At 41.5% G+C, this 21,092-nt stretch carries 19 protein-coding genes; 9 read left to right on the plus strand and 10 right to left on the minus strand.

Annotated elements, in window-relative coordinates:
- Positions 1-120: 120 nt before the first annotated feature.
- Positions 121-1,182 (plus strand): ribosome small subunit-dependent GTPase A, encoded by a 1,062-nt coding sequence (gene rsgA, locus HWQ36_RS22025; protein ID WP_292706485.1) that lies wholly within the window; start codon positions 121-123, stop codon positions 1,180-1,182.
- Between the two features lie 989 nt (positions 1,183-2,171).
- On the opposite strand, the gene HWQ36_RS22030 is transcribed toward rsgA, so the two are convergent.
- Positions 2,172-2,354, minus strand: a complete 183-nt coding sequence (locus HWQ36_RS22030; protein ID WP_292706487.1) for a hypothetical protein — start codon at positions 2,352-2,354, stop codon at positions 2,172-2,174.
- Between the two features lie 181 nt (positions 2,355-2,535).
- Between HWQ36_RS22030 and nifH the strand changes: the two genes are divergently transcribed.
- Positions 2,536-3,429, plus strand: a complete 894-nt coding sequence (gene nifH / locus HWQ36_RS22035) for a nitrogenase iron protein (RefSeq protein ID WP_292706489.1) — start codon at positions 2,536-2,538, stop codon at positions 3,427-3,429.
- A gap of 191 nt (positions 3,430-3,620) precedes the next feature.
- Here the strand turns inward: nifH and HWQ36_RS22040 are convergent, their stop codons facing one another.
- From HWQ36_RS22040 to HWQ36_RS22050, 3 genes are all read right to left on the minus strand, one after another.
- Entirely contained in the window at positions 3,621-5,864 is a 2,244-nt protein-coding gene (locus HWQ36_RS22040; protein WP_292706490.1) for a dynamin family protein, read from the minus strand.
- 367 nt (positions 5,865-6,231) lie between these two features.
- Positions 6,232-8,313, minus strand: a complete 2,082-nt coding sequence (locus tag HWQ36_RS22045; protein ID WP_292706492.1) for a dynamin family protein — start codon at positions 8,311-8,313, stop codon at positions 6,232-6,234.
- A gap of 16 nt (positions 8,314-8,329) precedes the next feature.
- Positions 8,330-8,644 (minus strand): DUF3040 domain-containing protein, encoded by a 315-nt coding sequence (locus HWQ36_RS22050; protein WP_292706493.1) that lies wholly within the window; start codon positions 8,642-8,644, stop codon positions 8,330-8,332.
- Between the two features lie 414 nt (positions 8,645-9,058).
- On the opposite strand from HWQ36_RS22050, the gene HWQ36_RS22055 reads away from it, so the two are divergent.
- The 4 genes from HWQ36_RS22055 (at position 9,059) to HWQ36_RS22070 (ending at position 12,186) form a co-directional block, all read left to right on the plus strand.
- Entirely contained in the window at positions 9,059-9,643 is a 585-nt protein-coding gene (locus tag HWQ36_RS22055) for a Uma2 family endonuclease (RefSeq protein WP_292706495.1), read from the plus strand.
- Positions 9,644-9,737: 94 nt separating this feature from the next.
- Entirely contained in the window at positions 9,738-10,712 is a 975-nt protein-coding gene (locus HWQ36_RS22060) for a cysteine synthase A (protein ID WP_292706496.1), read from the plus strand.
- A 142-nt stretch (positions 10,713-10,854) separates the two neighbouring features.
- Positions 10,855-11,193: a (2Fe-2S) ferredoxin domain-containing protein gene (locus HWQ36_RS22065; RefSeq protein WP_292706536.1), complete on the plus strand. Its 339-nt coding sequence runs from the start codon at positions 10,855-10,857 to the stop codon at positions 11,191-11,193.
- A gap of 48 nt (positions 11,194-11,241) precedes the next feature.
- Positions 11,242-12,186 (plus strand): DUF5331 domain-containing protein, encoded by a 945-nt coding sequence (locus HWQ36_RS22070; protein ID WP_292706497.1) that lies wholly within the window; start codon positions 11,242-11,244, stop codon positions 12,184-12,186.
- A 137-nt stretch (positions 12,187-12,323) separates the two neighbouring features.
- Here the strand turns inward: HWQ36_RS22070 and HWQ36_RS22075 are convergent, their stop codons facing one another.
- The 4 genes from HWQ36_RS22075 to HWQ36_RS22090 form a co-directional block, all read right to left on the minus strand.
- On the minus strand, positions 12,324-13,319 hold the full coding sequence (locus HWQ36_RS22075) for a folate-binding protein (RefSeq protein WP_292706498.1): 996 nt from the start codon (positions 13,317-13,319) through the stop codon (positions 12,324-12,326).
- A 122-nt stretch (positions 13,320-13,441) separates the two neighbouring features.
- The gene (tnpB, locus tag HWQ36_RS22080; protein WP_292706499.1) at positions 13,442-14,653 is read right to left on the minus strand and encodes an IS200/IS605 family element RNA-guided endonuclease TnpB; all 1,212 of its coding nucleotides are present in this window, start codon (positions 14,651-14,653) and stop codon (positions 13,442-13,444) included.
- Between the two features lie 286 nt (positions 14,654-14,939).
- Positions 14,940-15,713 (minus strand): PLP-dependent aminotransferase family protein, encoded by a 774-nt coding sequence (locus HWQ36_RS22085; RefSeq protein WP_366829472.1) that lies wholly within the window; start codon positions 15,711-15,713, stop codon positions 14,940-14,942.
- Entirely contained in the window at positions 15,694-15,825 is a 132-nt protein-coding gene (locus HWQ36_RS22090; protein ID WP_292706501.1) for a hypothetical protein, read from the minus strand. The genes HWQ36_RS22085 and HWQ36_RS22090 overlap by 20 nt, the downstream gene beginning before the upstream one ends.
- Positions 15,826-16,120: 295 nt before the next feature.
- Here HWQ36_RS22090 and HWQ36_RS22095 point away from each other — a divergent pair, with 295 nt between their 5' ends.
- The 3 genes from HWQ36_RS22095 to HWQ36_RS22105 all read left to right on the plus strand — a co-directional run bounded on the left by HWQ36_RS22095 (position 16,121) and on the right by HWQ36_RS22105 (position 20,467).
- Positions 16,121-19,045: a GAF domain-containing protein gene (locus HWQ36_RS22095; RefSeq protein WP_292706502.1), complete on the plus strand. Its 2,925-nt coding sequence runs from the start codon at positions 16,121-16,123 to the stop codon at positions 19,043-19,045.
- Positions 19,046-19,319: 274 nt separating this feature from the next.
- The gene (locus HWQ36_RS22100; RefSeq protein ID WP_292706504.1) at positions 19,320-19,514 is read left to right on the plus strand and encodes a DUF2256 domain-containing protein; all 195 of its coding nucleotides are present in this window, start codon (positions 19,320-19,322) and stop codon (positions 19,512-19,514) included.
- A complete protein-coding gene (locus tag HWQ36_RS22105; protein ID WP_292706506.1) occupies positions 19,514-20,467 on the plus strand; it encodes an isoaspartyl peptidase/L-asparaginase in 954 nt (317 codons plus the stop codon). Before HWQ36_RS22100 ends, HWQ36_RS22105 begins: the two co-directional genes overlap by 1 nt.
- Here the strand turns inward: HWQ36_RS22105 and HWQ36_RS22110 are convergent.
- The gene (locus HWQ36_RS22110; RefSeq protein WP_292706507.1) at positions 20,458-20,880 is read right to left on the minus strand and encodes a DUF29 family protein; all 423 of its coding nucleotides are present in this window, start codon (positions 20,878-20,880) and stop codon (positions 20,458-20,460) included. The genes HWQ36_RS22105 and HWQ36_RS22110 overlap by 10 nt on opposite strands.
- Positions 20,858-21,073 (minus strand): type II toxin-antitoxin system HicB family antitoxin, encoded by a 216-nt coding sequence (locus tag HWQ36_RS22115; RefSeq protein ID WP_292706508.1) that lies wholly within the window; start codon positions 21,071-21,073, stop codon positions 20,858-20,860. The genes HWQ36_RS22110 and HWQ36_RS22115 overlap by 23 nt, the downstream gene beginning before the upstream one ends.
- Positions 21,074-21,092: the final 19 nt, after the last annotated feature.

A 21,092-nucleotide genomic window follows, 5' to 3' on the forward strand; every position in this document is an offset into this window, starting at 1 on the left:
GCTTAGTTATGTACGGACTGATTACCGTGATTCACTAAGCAACGAATCGCACCCTGCATAGAAATGTCCTCCTCTGTGGAACCTTGTGCAAAACAAGTAGCACACATCGAGGAAACATCAATGAATTTGGATTATTTAGGCTGGAGTGACTTTTTTGCTCACAGCTTTGAACCCTATCGCTTACAAGGATTTAGCGTTGGTAGGGTTGCCATTGAATACAGAAATACTTACACCCTTTATAGTGAAGAGGGAGAACTTTCAGCAGAAGTTGCAGGCAAATTGCGGCATCGGGCTTCCCAACCACAAGACTTTCCAGCAGTGGGAGATTGGGTTGTCATTAGTGTAAGAAAATCTGAAAGACAAGCCACCATTAACGAAATTTTACCCAGGAAAAGCAAATTTTCCCGAAAGACGGTGGGTAGTAAAACAGAAGAACAAATTGTTGCAGCTAATATTGATACAGTTTTCTTAGTCTCAGGGCTGGATAGCGATTTTAACCCTAGAAGAGTTGAACGTTATCTAATTCTGGCTTGGGAAAGTGGTGCAAATCCAGTAGTGGTATTAAACAAAGCAGATTTGTGCAACTCTCTAGAAAATTACTTAGCACAAGTAGAAGCAGTTGCTTTGGGTGTACCAATTGTAGTTTTAAGTGCCACCAATCATCAAGGATTAGATGCCTTAAAACCTTACCTGCAACCAGGACAAACAGTTGCTTTGTTGGGGTCTTCTGGTGTTGGTAAATCCACAATCACTAACCAACTACAAGGCACATCTGTGCAAGTGGTACAACCAGTACGGCGAGGTGATGACCGAGGTAGACACACAACAACTCATCGTGAATTAATTTTGCTTTCTACTGGCGGATTAATTATTGATACGCCAGGAATGCGGGAAATCCAAATTTGGGCAGGTGACGAAGGTTTGCAAGAAACTTTTACAGATATAGAAACCTTGGCGCAAAAATGCCATTTTCGCAATTGTCAGCATAATAACGAACCCGGTTGTGTAGTGCAGCAGGCTTTGGTTGAAGGAGAACTTGATTATTCCAGGTTTCTCAGCTACCAAAAGTTGCAAAAAGAACTCGATTACCTTACCCGCAAACAAGACCAGAGAATGCAACTAGCCGAGAAAGAACGCTGGAAAAAGATTCATAAAGCCATGCGAAATCATCACAAGCGCTAATTGCACAGGTATTAACTTCAGCTAAAACTCCTTTAAAACCTCGTTTCCAGCCTCTAGCTGGAAACGAGACGCAAGAGACAATCTTTAAAAACTTTTTCGCTTATTAGCTTTTACCTTATTGAATCTACTTTCCTGACAAAATGTTTAAGTGAAAAATAACAAATTATGTTTTTGTTGTAAAACATTAGCTTTAAATACTTTTATCAAATACCCAAAAGTATCTAACTGTACATATTGACTATGAACAATAATTTCAATAATTTGCAACCTTTGAGCGTGTAACTTATGACTATTAAAGATTCTAAGGATAATCTTATATCCAGTAAATAAATAATTTGAGATTAGGCAAATAAATTGGTGAGATGTATGTTATGGTTTTTATAGGAATCAAAACGAGTGAAAGCACAAAAAGACTTCAAGATAATTTTGAGGCAAGCTCAAGAAAGTTTTTTTGCTCTGGTAAGTCCACTTCAATTCGCTACATACTTTTGTAACAAAAATCTAAAACTAGATTGAGTTTGGATAGTAGCCTCTGTAACAACTTGAAGTCAATCAAAATTTATCTGGGTATGAACTAATAAGAGTTGGTTAGCCTAGCTAGAGCATTAACCGCCAAAGGCAATTACTCTTGGAGTCTGGGAAGAAAGACTCTTAGTACAGCCTGACAAATCCATAGAAATACAGAATATTTACAAACTTAGTTTTGTGGGAGCAAACATTTTCAACCGCTAACTAAGTTGAAGCAGTTGATGACTTTTGGAACAAAAACTCTAAGCAGAATAGTGCCATTAACCATACTGTCCAAAGTCAATTAGATATTGTCTAAGCTAAAGTGTTAGTGATTGGCTATGCAGGCATTATAGTACTGCACCTATAGTTATCACTTTTAGACTAGAATTTATCCTGCTGCATCAATCACGAAATGATCAGCACTATTGAAGTTTTTGGCGACTTGAAATCAGCAAAATCAAAGAAGTTGCAGTGACCATTTAGAGTGGATTGCAATTTGGTTGGTTGTGTGGTTCAGGGAACAAATCTGCGTTCGTTTGAATTCCTGCTGCAACCACTCTTGAGGCTTGAGCAACCATTTGGGATGCTGTTACAACAACTGACAATGCTGAAGTCAAAGTTTGAAAGGCTTCGTTATTAGGAGATAGAGATTTTTCTATCACTTGAGCTATCGCTTTGTGGGTAAATATGTTCTGATTTTGACTGTTTTTGTTGGGGTGCGATGTCTAGCGACAAGTTGCTACACATTAACGCCAACAGGCTCTACTTCCCTACATTCCAGGGGTGAATATCTCATATCAAGCTTCCGACCCATCAATTAAATCATTGTAGGAAAACACAACCATGGCTGACGAAAAGATTAGACAAATAGCTTTCTATGGTAAAGGCGGTATTGGTAAATCTACCACCTCTCAAAACACCCTTGCAGCAATGGCTGAAATGGGTCAACGCATTCTAATTGTCGGTTGCGATCCTAAAGCTGACTCTACCCGTTTGATGCTACACAGTAAAGCTCAAACAAGCGTTCTTCAATTAGCTGCTGAAAGAGGCGCTGTAGAAGATATTGAACTCGAAGAAGTAATGCTGACTGGTTACCGTGATGTACGTTGTGTGGAGTCTGGCGGCCCTGAACCTGGTGTAGGTTGCGCTGGTCGTGGTATCATCACCGCTATCAACTTCTTAGAAGAAAACGGTGCTTACAAAGACGTTGATTTTGTAAGTTACGACGTTTTGGGTGACGTTGTGTGCGGTGGTTTTGCTATGCCTATCCGTGAAGGCAAGGCACAAGAAATCTACATCGTTACCTCTGGTGAAATGATGGCGATGTATGCAGCTAACAACATCGCTCGTGGTGTTCTCAAATATGCTCACACTGGCGGCGTGCGCTTGGGTGGTTTGATTTGTAACAGCCGTAACGTTGACCGAGAAATCGACTTAATCGAAACCTTGGCAAAACGTTTGAACACCCAAATGATTCACTACGTACCTCGTGACAACATTGTACAACACGCGGAATTACGCCGGATGACTGTTAACGAGTACGCACCTGATAGCAATCAAAGTAACGAATATCGGATACTGGCTAAAAAGATCATCGACAACGACAAGCTAGCCGTCCCAACCCCCATTGAGATGGAAGAGTTAGAAGATTTGTTGATTGAATTCGGTATTCTCGAAAGCGATGAAAATACTGCAATGCTTGTTGGTAAGACTGCTACTGAAGCACCTGTTAAGTAGTACTGATTAAATAATGGTTTAGGGTGGGCAAGTAGCCCACCCTTTTCTCATTTCACACTCTATTTCAATCCCCAATACCTAGTGGTCTATCGCATTAATTTTGCGGGGCTGTAAGAACCCCGACTTCTTTAAGAAGTCGGGGTTCTGCTCACCCTCACCTATCAAAATTAATGATATGAACCACTAGTTGTTCATTTATCACTCAAAATTGTGTAAGCATCATTAACTAAATGCATTTTCTCTTGAGCTTGTTTTAGCAGTTGCGGTTGATTCACAAATAAATCTGGATGCCATTTTTTTACTAAAGTTCGATAAGCCTGCTTTACCTCAGCCAAAGAAGCATTTGCTTGCAATCCTAAAATACCGTAGGCGCGAGTAATCTTATCTTTTTCCGTCTGGCTTTTGGGTTGAGTGGGTGCTTTGTTGCTTTGAGTTGAATTTTGCTGTTTGCCAGTTTGAGAACCAGGCGATGTCTGACGACAAGCCTTAGGGCTACGCATCTCTGCTTTCATTCGCGCTATTTCCTCATTGAGTTCCCAATCACGAAATTTCGCCTCCACCTCTTCTTTGCGTGGAGAGGGAGAAGCTTTTGGCGGTGGTGGAGAAACAGATTCTACTCTTGTCCCAGTATTCTTATTAGTATTTTCCTGTTTTTGCTTAATGACAGGATCTTTTTCAGGAGAAATTTTAACTCTCTCTGGCTGTGGCGAATATTTTCTATTAGTATTTGTGTATTTTGGTATTTCTTTATAAGGTTGATAATTTGAAAGTATTTTGACTTTTTCTAACTCTTGTAACAAATCATTAAAACCATTTTGTAACTGTTCCAATTTCTCACGCTTAGTAGTAAATTCTACCGACTCTTGACTGAATTCAAAGCAAATTACTTTTTCAGCTTTCCGTTCATATTCAGTCAAAATGGATAACCCTTGCCTGCTGAAACTAGAAAAATAATCTTCAATTGCAGTTATACAAAGTTTAGCAACTTCCTGATGATAAGATTCCTTTGCTAATTGTTCGTCTTGCTTTTGGATATTCTTGTTTAACAAATAAGAAATACTCCCGACGACAGCAGCACCCACTGGGCCGCCTAACAACCAACCAATACCACCACCAACAGCGATAGAACCTGTTTCACTCAAATCATCAGTATTGCTTGGCTTTGAGGGTAATATTACTTGTGGTTCGCTAGGAAAGGGAATTATTAAATCCTGTGGTCGTTCTTCTTGGAAAAACTCGTAAGCTTGATAAAGCCATTTCACCACAGCAAATTGCAACTGAGTCAGGTCTTTTTTAAGAATATTTGTTTGCCAATCTTTAAATTTACTCTCTGCCAATGCAACAGCCGCATCAGCTTGATATTTTGTAAGTAGCTTGGGTAATTCTAGCCAATCGCGTAATTCTCCGATGCTGGTAGTGAAACCTTTATAAATTAAGTTGGCTGCTTTTTGTTTAATTTCTATTTTACTATTTTGTTTATCGTCAAAGGATTTTATTTCAAGAGCGATCGGGTCAATTTTAGCTTTTAATGAAAGTTGGATTTGAGTAGCGATCGCTTGCACTCTTGGCAAACGCACACTACCACGATTTGGTTGCAAAATCCCCACAATATTTTGCAAAGCTGTTTCAAAAGCCGCTAACCCGCTACTATTGGCAGCAGCAACATCACCTTTTAATCTGGCTCTTAAAGCAGGTAAAGCATCGACACGATATAAATTACTAAAACCTGGAGGTAATTCGGCTCTAAAGCTTTCTGCAACAAACAGCAAGCGATTTTGAACTTGTTTTTGTTCGTCGGGTTCGAGTAAGTTAAGAAAATTGGCAACAAATATAACTGTTTTAATACCGCGATCTAATAACCAATCTCGCAAATTTTCTCGTTCACCTAAAGTCATTAACTTCCGTGCATCTAATAATTGGATAACTAAATCTGCACTTAAAAGTTGTTCTCGGACTAAATTATCTTGTTCATCTCTATCATTAGTTCCCGGCAAATCGAGGAATTCTACACCTGTTTCCAAAAAGGGGTGCGGACAAAAAACTTCTACAGATGCTACATCTTTTCGCATCTGCCTATTGCCATCAAGAATTGCAAATTGCTGTAAAATTTCTGTGCCACTGCGATAGATTTCTGTCCCATCTACTAACATGATACGACTTCGCACATCAGAGCCATACTTGACAGTAATCGATGCGCCTGTGGTAGGGATTAAATCAATTGGTAAGGTGCGATTCCCTAGCATGGCATTTAGTAAGGTAGATTTACCATGATTAAAAGGGCCAAATACCGCAATGCGAAAGCTAGGATTAACGAGATGATTGCAAATGGTAATTATCTCTTGATGTAGTTGCGATTTGCGTTCTAAATTCAGTAACGCAGATGCAGATTTGAGAGAATCTGCTAAATCCTTATAACCTTCATAATGTTGTTGCATATTTTCTTGTTCCCCGGCTCCGCCTCATATTATTATGTTTATACTAGGCATAATTAAACATACAATAAAATCCTAGTTCGTAGTCAATACTGTTGGTTAAGGAAAGAGACGCGATGAATCGCCGTCTCTACAATTTGACAGCGATTTATCGCATCTTTGTGATCTAGAATTTTCATCAAAAAACCTTAACCGAACCGTATTGAGTTCGTAGTGAGCGATGAATCGCTCATAGCAAAGTTTATTAGGACTAAAGTCCTTACTACAAACTTTAGTTTATTTACGTCTAGCTACTTCTGGTTATGGAAGGCGGCAGCCCTCCAAGTAGGCATTCCCAACTAGAAGCTGGGAATGAAAGCAATAAGCTATATTAGCTATAGTAAGCTAACAAATTGCTATACGCAGCCTCGATTTTTTGCAACTGAGCTATTACATCTTCCTGTAATTTTTTTAAACGGTTGAACTCACTCTCACGATTTATTTCGCGGGTTTGTTTCTGTTTGACTAAATTATCTAATTCAGATTTGCGAGAGACAATATCATCGTTAATCCGCTTACTTACTTCTCTTTCGTAAGAGTCAAAACACTCTTTTACGGCATTGTATACAACCTGAGATTGCTCGTGTGCTACTTGAGGTAGATGTTTAACTAACTCTTTCTTCGCCGTTTTAACTAACTCTCTACGCGCTTGATCTGCTTGCAAAAATCCTACTCCTAAACCTAGCAGCGCAAACCCGATAGGGCCAAGCAAAACCCCTGTCACTGCTGTAATTATCCCGCCAATACCAATTACAGTGAAGTAGTTTAACAAGATATTTTTCCAATCAAATCCGGCTCCGGCTAGTGCGAAACCAGCAAGATTTCCTTTAGATAGTGATAACAATCCCATTGCCCATTTTGCCCAACCGGGAGAATTATCTTCTTCAGCAGCAGTAGTGGTATGTACCTTTACGTCTTGTCCGGTGAGCTTTTCTGTAATTTGGTCTGTGATTTGATTGTAAGATGCGCCATATTGTGCGGCACTGCGAGAAAGTTCTTTAAAAGCTGCATTAATATCTTTTTCAGCAGTTAATGTCCAAGCAGCAGATTTATCAGTGATATATTGCTCAAAGGCTTTTTGTAGGGCGGTGTTAAATGCTTCTCGTTTACCACTACTGAGAAAATCAAACAAATTTAATTCCGGCTGATAACGTAAGAAATCGGTTTCAAAGGTATTACCTAAATTTAAAACGTAGCTGCGAAAAGATTCGGAAATTGTTCTTGCTTGAGTGTCTCTTTTATTGAGAATTTCTTTTTGGAATTCATCTCGAATACCTGTGAGTTTGTTAAACTCAGGTTCCACTGAATCAATCCGTTTTTTTAATTCATTTACATCTTGGTCAAGTAATGGTATACGTCTTGCAACTGCTTCGCGGGTATGATTACAGGCAAGTCTTGCTAAAGTTCTGACTTGACGGAGTTCTGCGATCGCACGTTCTCTGGTAAGAAATGTATTAAGCGCTTCCATAAACTTCGGAAAACCAGTCCCCTCTAAATCAGCTTGAGGGTTCTTCAAGCGTCGTCTGAGTGCTTGAATTGACGAAAGCTCAAATACCCGTTCGTCATAAATATTCTGACCCTCTACGGTACAATATTCTGCTAAATTCGCGTTAAATACTTGCCGTAATCTATCCTCAGATCCTTTTAACTCCTCTACATCATCAGGATCAATCAATGATTCTCGCACCTGATCCCAAGCATTAACTAAGAAGAAAACTGTCAATCCTCGACCTTTGATATAATTTTCTAGGTAGCGACGCTCACCCAAAGTACAAGGTTGAGAAGCTCTCATCACAAACAAAATTGCATGGCAGTTATTTACATAACCCAAAGATAATTCGTTTCGCGCTTCTGTATCATTCAATCCTGGGCTATCGACAATTTCAATTCCCTTTTGTAGTAGCGTTAAGGGATACTCAACTACTGCATAATCAACATCAGGAAAGGCTTGTTTTTTCTCCTGCTCTAGTTTTTTAGCTTCAGCCGGATCAATGGTATATTTATATTTAAAGTTCTGAAAATCTAGCTGTTGGGGAATTTTACCATCATTAAAATAAATGGTAACTTTCTTTTCTGGCCCATAGCGTAAAACTGTTAACACTGCGGTACAAGGGTTAACATCGCTCGGCAATAAGTTTTCCCCAATTAAGGCATTAAGAAACGTACTTTTTCCCCGTTTCATATCGCCCAATACCAAAAGGCGAAATACACCTTGCTGGAGGTTTTTACTAGCTACTGTAATATCTTCAATATCTCGCTCTAAACTGAGTTTTCCTGATGAAGAATCTCCAGCCAACTCTGCTTGACTAATTGTTTCAGCCAGCTTATTCAAACATACAGACATCTGCGATCGCACTTGAGCAACCCGCTCTAAATCTTGGATGAATTTGTCAGTTGATACTTGATCGCTCATAATATTTACACCTTAATTAAAGATTGGTTTTTTTAGATTCCAAAAATAGTTTGTAAGACATCCATCCTATAGCACCAACAATAATAAACCCAGCCAGCACTGAGGCTATTCTCACTGCAACTAGCGCTACCACACCAAGAGCAAACAGCTTTCCACCCAAAATCGCTTTTTTCACCCAAGGTTTCTGGGAATTTTCTGGCTGATGCTTCACAGTTTTATGAAAAGCCGCATCGGTAGCATGGATGTTAGTTTCCATTTCCCGGAGTCGCAATTCAACTTCTTGTTCTCGTAGTAAACGTTCCCGGAGTTCAAGTTCTTTTTCAGATGTCATCAGTATCAACCCCGTCTAAGACAAAGAAAAGATGTCAGTATTCACTCATGAATCATGCTGTATCCTAACTTACGTAAATATTTTTAAACCCCAGTAAAATTACTATTTTAATTTTCATTGGCTGCTAAACTTAAGCTGGAGTTGAGTACCACACAATGCATCAGCTTTCCAGAAAATTGTCTCACCAAAAGAATTACTTGCGTGAGAATAAGAAATACAAGCCAGTCGGGTAGCTGACTTTTCACGTTATGTGGAAAAGTCCACCGAAAACCTAACCCCCTAACCCCCTTCCCGACGCGGGAAGGGGGGAAAATTCAAAGTCTCTCTCCTAAAAGGAGAGAGAAATAGAAGTGAGGTTTTCCAGATGCCGTGAAAAGCCAGTCGGGTAGACAGCAAAACCTAGAGGAAATCATCATGTTTTCATCCCCTTTAGTTGTGCAAATTCCTTCCTCAATGCAAATGACAGACGAGCAGTTTTTTGACTTTTGTCAGGTTAATCGTGACTTACGCATTGAGCGGAATCAATTTGGAGAAATATCAATTATGTCCCCCACAGGTTCAGAGACAGGTAATCGTAACTTCAATGTTGCCTTACAGCTAGGAATTTGGGCAGAAAAAGACGGGACAGGTGTTTGTTTTGACTCCAGCACAGGATTTAAGCTATCAACGGGTGCAGAGCGTTCTCCAGATGCTTCCTGGATTAAACTGTCACGGTGGAATGCTCTCTCTTCAGAACAAAAGCAAAGATTTGCCCCCATCTGTCCAGATTTTATACTTGAACTGCGATCGCCTTCTGATAACCTCAAACCGTTGAAGGAGAAAATGGAGGAATATATGAGAGAACCAGAAGTACAGCTAGGCTTGTTAATTGACCGCAAGCATCGCCGAGTCTATATTTATCGTCCTGGTGTACCAGAAGAATGTCTGGAAAATCCCGCGACTGTTAGCTGTGAATCGGTATTACCTGGGTTTGTTTTGAATATGAGTAAAATTTGGTAGTGTACGCATCATAGAATTTTAGGTAAATCAGATGTAAATCATGCCACCGCTATAAGCCAAAATTTTTATAGATACTCACACAGGTATAGTCAAAATGGATATTAAAAATGGCTTTGTCGGCACTGTTGGCAACACACCCTTGATTCGCTTAAACAGCTTCAGTGAAGAAACAGGGTGTGAAATCCTTGCTAAAGCAGAATTTCTCAATCCCGGCGGTTCCGTTAAAGACCGCGCCGCACTTTACATCATTGAAGATGCCCAAAAGAAAGGTTTACTCAAACCCGGTGGTACCGTTGTAGAAGGAACTGCTGGTAATACTGGCATTGGACTGGCGCATATTTGCAACGCCAAAGGCTACAAATGCCTAATTATTATTCCCGATACTCAATCACAAGAAAAAATAGACGCACTGATAGCACTAGGCGCAGAAGTCCGTCGTGTTCCTGCCGTACCCTACAAAGACCCAAATAACTACGTCAAGCTATCTGGTAGAGTCGCTGCTGAATTAGAAAATGCTATTTGGGCGAATCAGTTTGATAACCTAGCCAACCGCCACGCCCACTACGAAACCACAGGGCCGGAAATTTGGACTCAGACAGATGGTAAAATAGATGCATGGACAGCTTCAACTGGTACTGGTGGTACTTATGCTGGTGTGGCGTTGTACTTGAAAGAACAAAATCCAGCAATTAAATGCGTTGTAGCCGATCCATTGGGTAGCGCACTTTATAGTTATGTCAAAACTGGCGAAATCAATATAGAAGGAAATTCCATCACCGAAGGCATCGGTAACGGTCGTGTCACAGCCAATATGGAAGGCGCACCTGCTGATGATGCCATCCAAATCGATGACCAAGAAGCTTTGCGGGTAGTTTACCAACTGTTGAGGAAAGATGGGCTGTTAATGGGCGGCTCAACGGGTATTAATGTTGGCGCAGCTGTTGCCCTAGCGAAGCAATTGGGCCCAGGACATACCATTGTCACCATCTTGTGTGATAGTGGTTCTCGCTATCAGTCGCGGATATTCAACCCGGAATGGCTAGCGTCAAAAGGACTTTCAATAGATTAGTCATTAGTCATTGGTCATTGGTCATTGGTCATTGGTCACTTGTACTGAGCGACTCGTGCAGAGCAAAGCCGAGGTAAGTCGAAGTATTGGTCATTAGCAAAGGACAAAGGACAACTGACAAATGACAAATGACAAAGGACAAATGACCAACATAACTCAACCATCAAACTTCCCGACAATAGACCAACCCTCCTCTCCCAGATGTGTACAGGTTTGTCAAAATCGCACCTGCAAAAAGCAAGGTGCAGCCAAGGTTTTAGCAGCTTTTGCAACTTTGCCAATCCCTGATGTAACGGTAACAGCTAGCAGTTGTTTGGGACAATGTGGCAATGGGCCGATGGTGCTGATATTACCCGATATGGTCTGGTATAGCGGCGTTCAACCCGATGAAGTATCTCTACTGATAGAAAATCATTTGCTAGGTGGCCAAAGAGTCGAACAGATGCTTTATTATCGGTTTCATCCCCAGAAATTAAACTAACTAACAATATCAGGGTCTGTAATCTTGTTGACTGAAGCGAGGCATCCAATGAATATCCAACAGCTGCGTCAATCCTTAAAACAAAAGTGGCTTATTTACTACGAGCAAAATATTTCCTGGCTGGTCAAAATGCGAATTTGGGGGACTTACGATGGTCTGCGCCGTCCTTTGTCTGGTTTTATTTTGGCAACACTGTCTGTTTTAGAACCCCAATTTGATGAAATACTTGCTTTTATGCTGGATTTGAATAACGATCCAGATAAAATAGTTGCCGCTTTAGGTCTTAACTTCAATCCTGATGAAGAGTTACGTTTAATAAAATCAGAGCATTCTATGGCTACAAGCCAAGCTGAAAGTAAGCCGCCAGATGAGAAATATTCTGAAGATAAACATCTGTCATCAGCTGTAACTGCCAGTAAGATTGCGCTTCATTCTCTTGCCAAGACTCTAGACTCCAACTTGTCACGCACCGATCAACTTGTACCATCAATTACAGCTACCACTGAAGTAGTTCGCACATGCGAACCTGAGTTGGTAGTTGCATTTGCTACTAAAATTGCTCCAGATACTCCGGTTAAAACGCCATCCTCCGGTTTTATCAGCGAATATCAATCAGTACGTAACGGCTTTGCAAATTCTCGTCAGACATCTCCCCTTGAACGCCTCCCTTCAGGAACCTCGCTGACAATGACTGCGGAGGTTAACAGCAAAGCTAAAACTATGCCATCTATGGCGTTAGCTACCGAGGTTAAAAGAATCCCTGTAGGCGCATTGCTGGCAATTACTACTGAAATTAACAGTAATGGTAAACCAGTGCGATCGCTAGCAATTACTACCGAGGTTAAAAGTAACGACAAGCATCCGAATATTCAACTACAAGATGTTAAAAGCAAAGTGAATTTACCAACCACTAATGCCCGTAGTTTAGCTTCTTGGGTAGATGAATTTTGTCAAGGTACTAGATGGGACGGTAAAGATGATAACAACAAATGAAGCGCCAAAAAGCGATCGCTACTAGATACGCGAAAGCATTGCAGCACCTTAACGTAGCGTGGCCAAGCCCAGTTAAATTTCGCGTCTCTACTCTTTCTTAAATTACGAATTACGAATTACGAATTACAAATTACAAATTACGGATACTCGTGAGAAACAAAGGGGATTTCTATGACTTCACCTTCAGTTTCTCCCACTTTAACTTTTAAGCCTACGCCACCAGCTTTGGTGCGAATGTAACCTAGTCCAAAATAACCATCAGCCGTTTCTGTGTAGCTGGTAAGTTTGCCGACCTTTTCATCTCCAACTGCGATCGCACTTCCAACTGACGCAGGGGCACTGAGGTGGATACCCAAAAGGTGTTGTTTTACACCTTTATATGTATTTAACCGAGCAATGGTTTCTTGCCCAATATAGCAACCTTTAGTAAAAGAAATTGTCTGCCACAAACCAACTTCTAGAGGATTGTAATCATCTGTGAGTTCGGCATCTGGGGCGGGGCGGCCTTGTAAGATTCGCAAAGCATCCCAGGCGCGATCGCTCATTTCTACCGCCCCAGCTTCTAACAATTTGTTCCACACCGTGGCTTTGTCAGTATAGGGGAAAGTTAAGGTGTATCCGGGAGCCGCTAACCCACTACCCACAGCAATCCGTACTCCTTCAGCCGGAGCGATGGTGTATACTTTGTGACTACCATAAGGTTGGCCGATGAGTTCGCCAACACCCAACTTTTCTAAAACAGCGTCGCTTCCTGGGCCAATCAGGCTGAAGGTGTTGGTGTATTGGGTGATATCAGATAATTCCACCTTATCGGCAAAGAAAATATATTTATCCAGCCATTCCATGAGAATCTGGCGGCGATTGGGTGAAACCAGCAGGATTACCGCATCTTCTCTAACGTAGGCGGTTGCTAAATCAATTGTTCTGGCTGTAGAAGTAACGAAAACCGTATCACAACCTTGTCCTGGCTTGAGTATTTGAAAATTGTTGGTACTTTGGTTGTGTAAAAAATTGAGGCGATCGTCGCCAGCTACTTTGATACGTCCCCAGGCGGTGCGATCGCATATTGCAACCCCAACTTTGGCAGCTTGGATTGCTGCTGCATCTTTATCGTCAATTGTAGATGTTGACATGGTGATGAGAAGTTGCCCTGTTTTAATGTTGTTGCACTGGAAATCTTAGCAAATAAGGGTTTGCGGCTTCAATACACCTCCGATTTTCTTCTAGCGTATATTGAACTTCGCATGACTAGAAGTCACGAGATTCCTACTTCAACGAGTCCTGCCTGGATGACTCCAGGACTTACAGATTCTCCATAGGCGTTTAGAGCATCCGGCGCACCGACGGCTGCTGTTAAAAGTTTTAATCCCTTACCCAATATGTTCAAAGCCGCATTATTGTCTCTCAAATTGTAATTACTGCAAGTAGGACAAGTCCATTCACGCAGTTTTAAATCTTTGACTAACGGGTTAATGAAACCACAATGATTACAAGTTTGAGATGAGGGGTAAAATGTACCAACTTTCTGCACAATTCTGTCATGCCACAAAGCTTTATATTCCAGCATGGCAATGAACTTAGACCAGCTAGCATCAGAAATACTCATTGCCAACTTGTGATTTTTAACCATATTGGCAACTCGCAAATCTTCGATACAGATAATACTGTTTTCTTTGATTAAGCGAGTTGATAGCTTGTGCAGAAAATCGTCTCTAAGATTAGTAATTCTTTCGTAAGTACGAGCCAGCTTGATTTTCGCTTTGACTCGATTACTACTACCCTTGACACTACGACATAGCTTTTTATGTGCTTTACGTAACTTCCTTTTTTGAGTTCTGTAATATTTCGGATTATCTACAACTTCTCCATTGCTGGTAACAAGATAGGACTTAATTCCCAAATCTAAGCCAACATTTTGTGTGACTTGAGAGTATTTTTCTATCTCTGTTTTACATAAAATACTAGCAAGATATTTACCTGATGAAGTGCGAGTTACCGTAACATTTACAAGCTTTCCGGTAATGTCTTGAGACTTGTGAAACTTTACCCAACCTAGTTTCGGAAGCTTTAAACGATTCTCTATTACCTGAATGTTGCCGTTGGTCAGGTTAGTTTTGTAAGACTGCTTGGAGATATGTTTGGTTTTGAATTTAGGAAAGCCTACGCCCTTCTTGCATTGAGCTTTTTGGCAATCATAAAAGAAGTTTTTATACGCTGTTTCTAGATTCTTGAGCGAGTTTTGTAGAGCAAATTTATCTACCTCTTTGAGCCATGCAATCTCTTTTTTAAGTAAAGTTAACTGCTGACTACAAGCATTATAGTTTAACGTTTTTTTCTCAGTGTTATATAACTCTTTTCTCAGTGCTAAAAAGTGGTTGTACACAAACCTTGCACAGCCAATAGTCTTGTTAATTAAGACTTGTTGGTTGTGTGTGGGAGTTAGTGTAATCTTGAATGCTTTCTGCACGTAGGAAAACTTCTTAAACGTGTTAAATACACTGGTATTGTAACACAAAGTCATGCTCAATATGGAGCGCCTAACTCATGACTATAAGTCACGAGTGTGCGGCTTGTAGAAATCAAATCAAAAGAAAGTGCCGAACAATAAAAACAGCTGGGATAAGTTTAGAAGAGTTCGAGGGTTTATAAGGGCGGCGTAGGGGTGAAAGCGATCGCTTAAATTACGGAAAGTACCTCTTCAGACATTTATTTATCCTCTTAGCGCGAAGTACATTAGGATATCTTGTGCTAACCTATGAACTGTAAACAAGAGGTTGATAATTAGATATGCGATGTTTGACAACAAGCCGCTCTGTATCTACGCATCCTCTGGAAATATACTTTTTCAGCAACTTACCCACAATCGAAATACCTTGCTCAATCTCCTCTGGCGAGAGACAAAAAGTTAGACGCATCGCCGGATAACCCTGTTTATCGGGGAAAAATGCCGACCCGCACGCCAGGTAGACATTTTCCGCAAAAGATTCGTTACGAATTCTCTCAATCGGAATATCATCTGGTAGCTGTACCCAGAGAAATAATCCTCCCGTGGGAACTGTCCACCGGATCTCTTCAGGAAAATAACGCTCCAAAGCTTGTAGCATAGTATTACGACTTTGCAGATTATCTGTGCGAAGTCGGCTGAGGTGACGGCGGTAATGTCCTGAAGCGAGATATTCGCTAACTATTGTTTGCGAAATACTGGATGTGTGCAAGTCATGGAGCAACTTCCGCTCAATAATTGCTTGATAATGCTTACCTGTAACTACCATATAGCCCACTCGTAAACCAGGCATTAAAGTTTTAGAAAAGGTGCTTAAATAAGTCACCAAATTATTTTTATCTAAAGCTTTAATGGGTGCTGGCACAGCATCAAAATTTATTCCTTCATAAGCATTATCTTCCAAAATGGGACACGCATATTTTTCAGCTAATGCTAGTAATTGTTGACGATGATTTTGTGTTGTCGTCAATCCTGTTGGATTGTGAAAAGTACTAATCGTATTTTTAACGAACCGCAGAGGCAAAGAATTGCCAGTGCGTTGCCGTGAGTCCAGCGCTGTAGGCGGGTTTCGCGCCGTAGGCGACTGGCGTTCGCCCTTGGCGTGCCGGAGGCATCACCCGGAGGGGGGTTCCCACGGCAGTCACTCATGGGGGAAACCCCCAAGATCGCGCTGCCTCACCGTTGTAGCAACTGGCGCGACACAGAGAAAAGAAAGAGAAGGAAAAAATTGCTGAACTGTATTGTGATGGAAATTACTTAATCTGACGCAAACTAAGAAAAATTCAACGGTTTGTTTTGCTGTAGGTACTTGTGGGTACATAACCGCCTATTAAGCTGTTCGGGTTCAATATTAAACACTTGTGGCAATATTACTCAGGGTGGTTTTCTGGGCATCTTATATATTACAAGTTATGTTAACCAATAAATCAGATGGCGCAGCCGCAAAAACCTATAGCCGCCGAACAGCAGATCCTCTCTTTGGGGCGCGTCCTTCAGAGTCTCAGAGAAGAAGATGATGTTGACGTTCTGATTGAAACTACTATTTCTTATCTTAAGGAACAGTTTGACTACAAACTGATTTGGATTGCTCTTTACGATCGCCTGAATCACATATTATTCGGCAAAGGCGGCATTACACCGGATCGTGACACGAGCTTTTTATACCAAAAGGTTGTTCTCAGTTCTGGGGATTTATTAGAGCAAGTGGTGATTGAACAACATCCCTTGGGCATAGCTGATTTGCAAACTGAAATCCGCGCCGCCGAATGGCGCAAAATTGCTGAAAAATTGCAGATTCAAGGAACGATTATTTTACCAATTCGCTATAAAGACCGTTGCTTGGGTTTGCTGTTACTGGGTTCAGAACGGTGGGGCTACCTACTGACGGGGGAAGCAAAAGCACGTTTGATGATGGTTTTAGGTGAATTGGGGGCAGTGCTTTATCAACAGGAGATCCATAAGCAGCAAAAGCAAACCAAGCGAATCGATGAGCCATTATTAGAATTACTCGAAAATTTACGCACCCTCAGTAACCTAAATCAAAGACTGGAAGCAGGGGTGCAAGCAACTCATAAATTTGTCTCCCCTAGTCGGACAAATGTTTACTGGTTTGAGCGAGAAGCACGCTACTTTTGGTGTCGGATGAGCAATCAGCTTGTCAAAAGCGATCGCAATTCTAGCACTGAGCAAGCGGCGGGAATGACTGTACAAGACTTGAGCGACTTTTATTATGCTTTGGCAGTGAACCAAATTGTTTCAATTGGTGATGCCCGCAGTTCTTTGAAAAGCCATTTTACAGCGAAATTGCTGCAACGGTTGAAAGTGCGATCGCTCCTGGCCGCTCCGATAATCTGGCAAAAGAACTTGCTCGGTTTTCTGGCGGTGGAAAGCAATGAACCTCGTATCTGGACGGAGGCAGACAAAAATTTTGTTCAGGGTGTAGCTGGTTTAATCTCCCTGATTGCACCTAACGAAAGTATGGAAAGCACTATTAAACAGATTCAAGAAGATGCCCAACTGACTGGTCAAGTTGCCCAAGGTATCTATAGCGAACATGACCTTCAGGAAACTTTACACAGCTGTGCTAAAAAAGTTTTAACTCGACTAACAGCCACCCGTTTTTTGCTGTTGCAGTATGATTCTGAACAGAATAATTATCAATTTATTTACCAAAGTCAGCCCCATAATCGCCGACCATTGACATTTACCCTGAATACTCTCAAAGAATTAGATGGACAGCTTTTGCAACGTTCAACTGAGGCGGTGGAGATTGAGAATTTAGATGAAGATTTACGCTTTTTTAACTGGCGGCCCTCTTTACTAGAAAGTGGAGTGCGATCGCTACTTGTTTGTAAATGCACTCACGGTCAACTCCCAGCAGCACTTTTGGTCATCACTCACGAAACCCATCGTTCTTGGACAACTCTCGAAAAAGAGTTGCTGTGGGCTGTTAGTCAACAGATTGGTGTGATTGTTCGTCAGTGGCAATTACACAACCGGACTACCCAGCAGCAAAAAACTTCCCAAGCGTTTGAGCAATGCTTAAATATCCTGACACAAACCCAGAACAGCAAAGTCGAGGTCGATAAAAAGAATTTAGAACATATAGCACTCGAACAAATAGCATCAATTCTGGGTTGTCCTCTGGCGTTACTGCTATCTTGGTCGCCTGGTGAAAATTTGGCAGAAATTATCCCTGGAGTGATTGACAATAGTCAATTTGGGATTTTTTCGGATGCATCTATTCCTATCCAGTCTGAAGCCTTAATTCAGTGGGCACTGGTTACGAAGAATTACCTGACTTTGAAGGTGGATAATTTACCCCCGGAAACTCGAAAATGGTTGAATACTCCAGATAAAGGTCAAATTTTAGTAATGGCATTACGTACTAATGCTGATTATGAAATCACAGGTGTAGTGTTATTAGCAGACTATCAAGAGCGTCGCTGGTCACAACAAAACCTGAATGCGATCGCAATTCTGATTTCTCAATTAGCTTGGTGGCGTCGTCAAAAGCAAATTAACCGACTTCTAGAGTCCACAACAGAGGAATTACGACAACTCAACTGGTACAAACATCGTCGTCTAGAAGAAATCCAAAGAATAACGGCGCTATCGCTGAAACAAATACATGATTTGGGCATTCCTGCTAATGAATTGACTCAGATGCGCTACCAGCTATTGCTAAGACAATTAGACCACACAGCCACCTCTATGAGTGGAATGCTAAAACTTGAGAACTGGCAGCTACATATCAGTTGGGAAACTATGCCCATAGCCAGTTTACTAAAGCGATCGCTCGAACGCATCGACAATTTACTCAAACAACAAAAGCTGTGGATTGGTGTACACGGCTTGGGACAACCAATTGATGAGCAAGAATCGCCAAAGAATTCTTCCCTTGCTAGAGGCGTTCCTACCTCTAGCGCTCAATCTGCAATGGCGATCGCAGGTGATATTGTCAAAATTGAATTAGTTATCCATGAATTATTGGTCACTGCCTGTAACCGTTCTCCAATTGGCGGCAGAATTGATATTTGGTGTCGCCGTCTTGATGCCTCAAAACCCTCAGAGGCAAAGTATTCTTCTACAACTGGAGGGGGTGAACATCAGACATCGCTGGAACTGTCGATTACATACAACGGTGCGATCGAACCACAGCTACTAACAGAACTACATGATAATACACTCAAAGATGTGCTTGCTCCCTCCAACCTCGACCAAGCACCAGGCTTACATCTGCTGATTTGCCAAAACCTCATGCAGGAGTTGGGAGGAGAGTTGAATTTTTATCAATTACCAGATAATCGGGTAGTTAGTCGCTTACTGTTGCCCTTAGTTGGTCATGATTCTTAGTATCATTTTTCAAAAAAAGTGGCTGGAAATAAGCTTGAGTTAAGAAAATTAATTTTTTCTTAGATTTAATAAAAGTAGCGATCGCAACACCAAAGGCTTTGACCCTTTTCTGACTGTCTAAAGTTCCATCTTTTCAGGCAACCATCCAAAAATATATCCAAAGATAGATTGACATCATATTTTTTCGTCGAAAGTATCCTCCCTTCTTAGCAAACTGGTTATAATTATCTTCCATCTCTCTCAGAAATCAAATTCTCATATACACAGTATTGATATGGGACGTGTTCGTTCTAAATCTGACCTACCTACAAAAATCTGTCCGGTATGTCAACGTCCTTTTACATGGCGTAAAAAGTGGCAAGATTGCTGGGACGATGTGAAATACTGCTCAGAACGTTGTCGTCGTCGCCGTTCTGAAGCTCAAAATGAAACTAACCGCAGCACAGACGCAAATAGCGCAGGGGATTAATGGAGTTACAGGTGCAACCTAAATTAATTATTCATGGGGGAGCTGGTAGTTCTCTCCACGGTAAAGGCGGATTAGAGGCGGTGCGCCGATCGCTCCATACGGTAATAGAAGAAGTCTATTCTCTGCTATTGTCAGGAGCAACTGCTTCTGAGGCGGTGGTGCAGGGTTGCCAAATGCTCGAAGATAACCCCCGCTTTAATGCTGGTACTGGTTCAGTACTGCAATCTGATGGTCAAATTCGTATGAGTGCTTCCCTGATGGATGGGGCATTAGGACGGTTTAGTGGTGTAATTAATATTTCGCGGGTGAAAAATCCCATTGAATTGGCACAATTTTTACAAAACTCGCCAGACCGAGTGCTATCAGATTTCGGATCGGCTGAGTTGGCGCGGGAAATGCAACTTCCCAGCTATAACGCTTTAACTGATTTGCGGTTACAAGAATGGATGCAAGAGCGCCAAGACAATTTTAAAAGCGCAATGGCTAATGTGGTAGCGGAACCCGAACTGCTAGAAACCAGCAATGCTGGCCGCGGCACCATCGGCGTAGTAGCTTTAGATGTATCTGGTAGGCTAGCTGCTGGCACTTCCACTGGTGGTAAGGGATTTGAGCGGATTGGAAGAGTAAGTGATTCTGCGATGCCAGCAGGTAATTATGCTACTAGTAATGCTGGTGTGAGTTGTACTGGCATTGGCGAAGATATCATTGATGAGTGTTTAGCTCCCCGAATTGTAGTCCGTGTCACTGATGGGATGTCCTTGAAGGATGCTATGCAGCGTTCCTTTGGGGAAGCGCACCAGAACAAACGGGATTTAGGAGCGATCGCTTTAGATGTCAGTGGAGCGATCGCTTGGGGGAAAACCTGCGAAATCTTACTCGCCGCCTACCATGACGGCGAAAAAATTGGTGACACTTTGGAATGGACTGATAGTGAATTGATTGGCTATTCTTGAATCAGTTTCAGCGCTTCGGCTAAAGTTTCTTGCTGCTCAACCATCGCAGCTAATTCTTGAGCTTCATAACGCCCCTCAAAAGCTTCTAGCGCCGCTCTTTTCAGTGCCACTTGATATCCTTGTTGCAGAATATCCATTAATTCTGCTTGATTCAAGTAAAAACCACCGGATTTGCGGCGCTTGTTTATTTTGTTGATTTCCCGCACCGTATTTTCTATAGAAACATCCCAAGAGCGAGTAGAACGTTTTTCAGCCTTTTGTTTAATTAAATGGATGAGCAGAATTACACCATAACTATCAATTTTATTGATTTTGTCACTGAGGCTCATTTCTTCTAACTCATCCACCAACAGCAGCGCTTCATAGATTTTGCCTTGTTCTAGAAGTTGCCTAAGTTCTAGCAGTTCTTCCATCTTCTGTAATTAGCCGATCTTGGACTTCAGAGGGTTCAGCTGTCTCAAAAAATAATTCCAATGCTTCAACCAAATTACTACGTGCTTCTTCGATGGTGTCACCTTGGCTAGCAATATCTAATTCTGGACAAAGCGATACATAGCCCTTTTCTTCACGCTCAATAATCGCGGTAAGTTGTTTTGTTTTCCTCATCTTTTACCTCTAGTTGAAT

The organism is Nostoc sp. NMS2 (assembly GCF_017115105.1).
GTDB lineage: Bacteria > Cyanobacteriota > Cyanobacteriia > Cyanobacteriales > Nostocaceae > Nostoc.

Coding starts and splice junctions, on each gene's coding strand:
- HWQ36_RS22115 (WP_292706508.1), bottom strand. CDS start 21,073: ATGAGGAAAACAAAACAACTTACCGCGATTATTGAGCGTGAAGAAAAG.
- HWQ36_RS22100 (WP_292706504.1), top strand. CDS start 19,320: ATGGGACGTGTTCGTTCTAAATCTGACCTACCTACAAAAATCTGTCCG.
- HWQ36_RS22095 (WP_292706502.1), top strand. CDS start 16,121: ATGGCGCAGCCGCAAAAACCTATAGCCGCCGAACAGCAGATCCTCTCT.
- rsgA (WP_292706485.1), top strand. CDS start 121: ATGAATTTGGATTATTTAGGCTGGAGTGACTTTTTTGCTCACAGCTTT.
- HWQ36_RS22055 (WP_292706495.1), top strand. CDS start 9,059: ATGTTTTCATCCCCTTTAGTTGTGCAAATTCCTTCCTCAATGCAAATG.
- HWQ36_RS22045 (WP_292706492.1), bottom strand. CDS start 8,313: ATGAGCGATCAAGTATCAACTGACAAATTCATCCAAGATTTAGAGCGG.
- HWQ36_RS22075 (WP_292706498.1), bottom strand. CDS start 13,319: ATGTCAACATCTACAATTGACGATAAAGATGCAGCAGCAATCCAAGCT.
- HWQ36_RS22050 (WP_292706493.1), bottom strand. CDS start 8,644: ATGACATCTGAAAAAGAACTTGAACTCCGGGAACGTTTACTACGAGAA.
- HWQ36_RS22105 (WP_292706506.1), top strand. CDS start 19,514: ATGGAGTTACAGGTGCAACCTAAATTAATTATTCATGGGGGAGCTGGT.
- nifH (WP_292706489.1), top strand. CDS start 2,536: ATGGCTGACGAAAAGATTAGACAAATAGCTTTCTATGGTAAAGGCGGT.
- HWQ36_RS22060 (WP_292706496.1), top strand. CDS start 9,738: ATGGATATTAAAAATGGCTTTGTCGGCACTGTTGGCAACACACCCTTG.
- HWQ36_RS22065 (WP_292706536.1), top strand. CDS start 10,855: ATGACCAACATAACTCAACCATCAAACTTCCCGACAATAGACCAACCC.
- HWQ36_RS22070 (WP_292706497.1), top strand. CDS start 11,242: ATGAATATCCAACAGCTGCGTCAATCCTTAAAACAAAAGTGGCTTATT.
- HWQ36_RS22040 (WP_292706490.1), bottom strand. CDS start 5,864: ATGCAACAACATTATGAAGGTTATAAGGATTTAGCAGATTCTCTCAAA.
- HWQ36_RS22110 (WP_292706507.1), bottom strand. CDS start 20,880: ATGGAAGAACTGCTAGAACTTAGGCAACTTCTAGAACAAGGCAAAATC.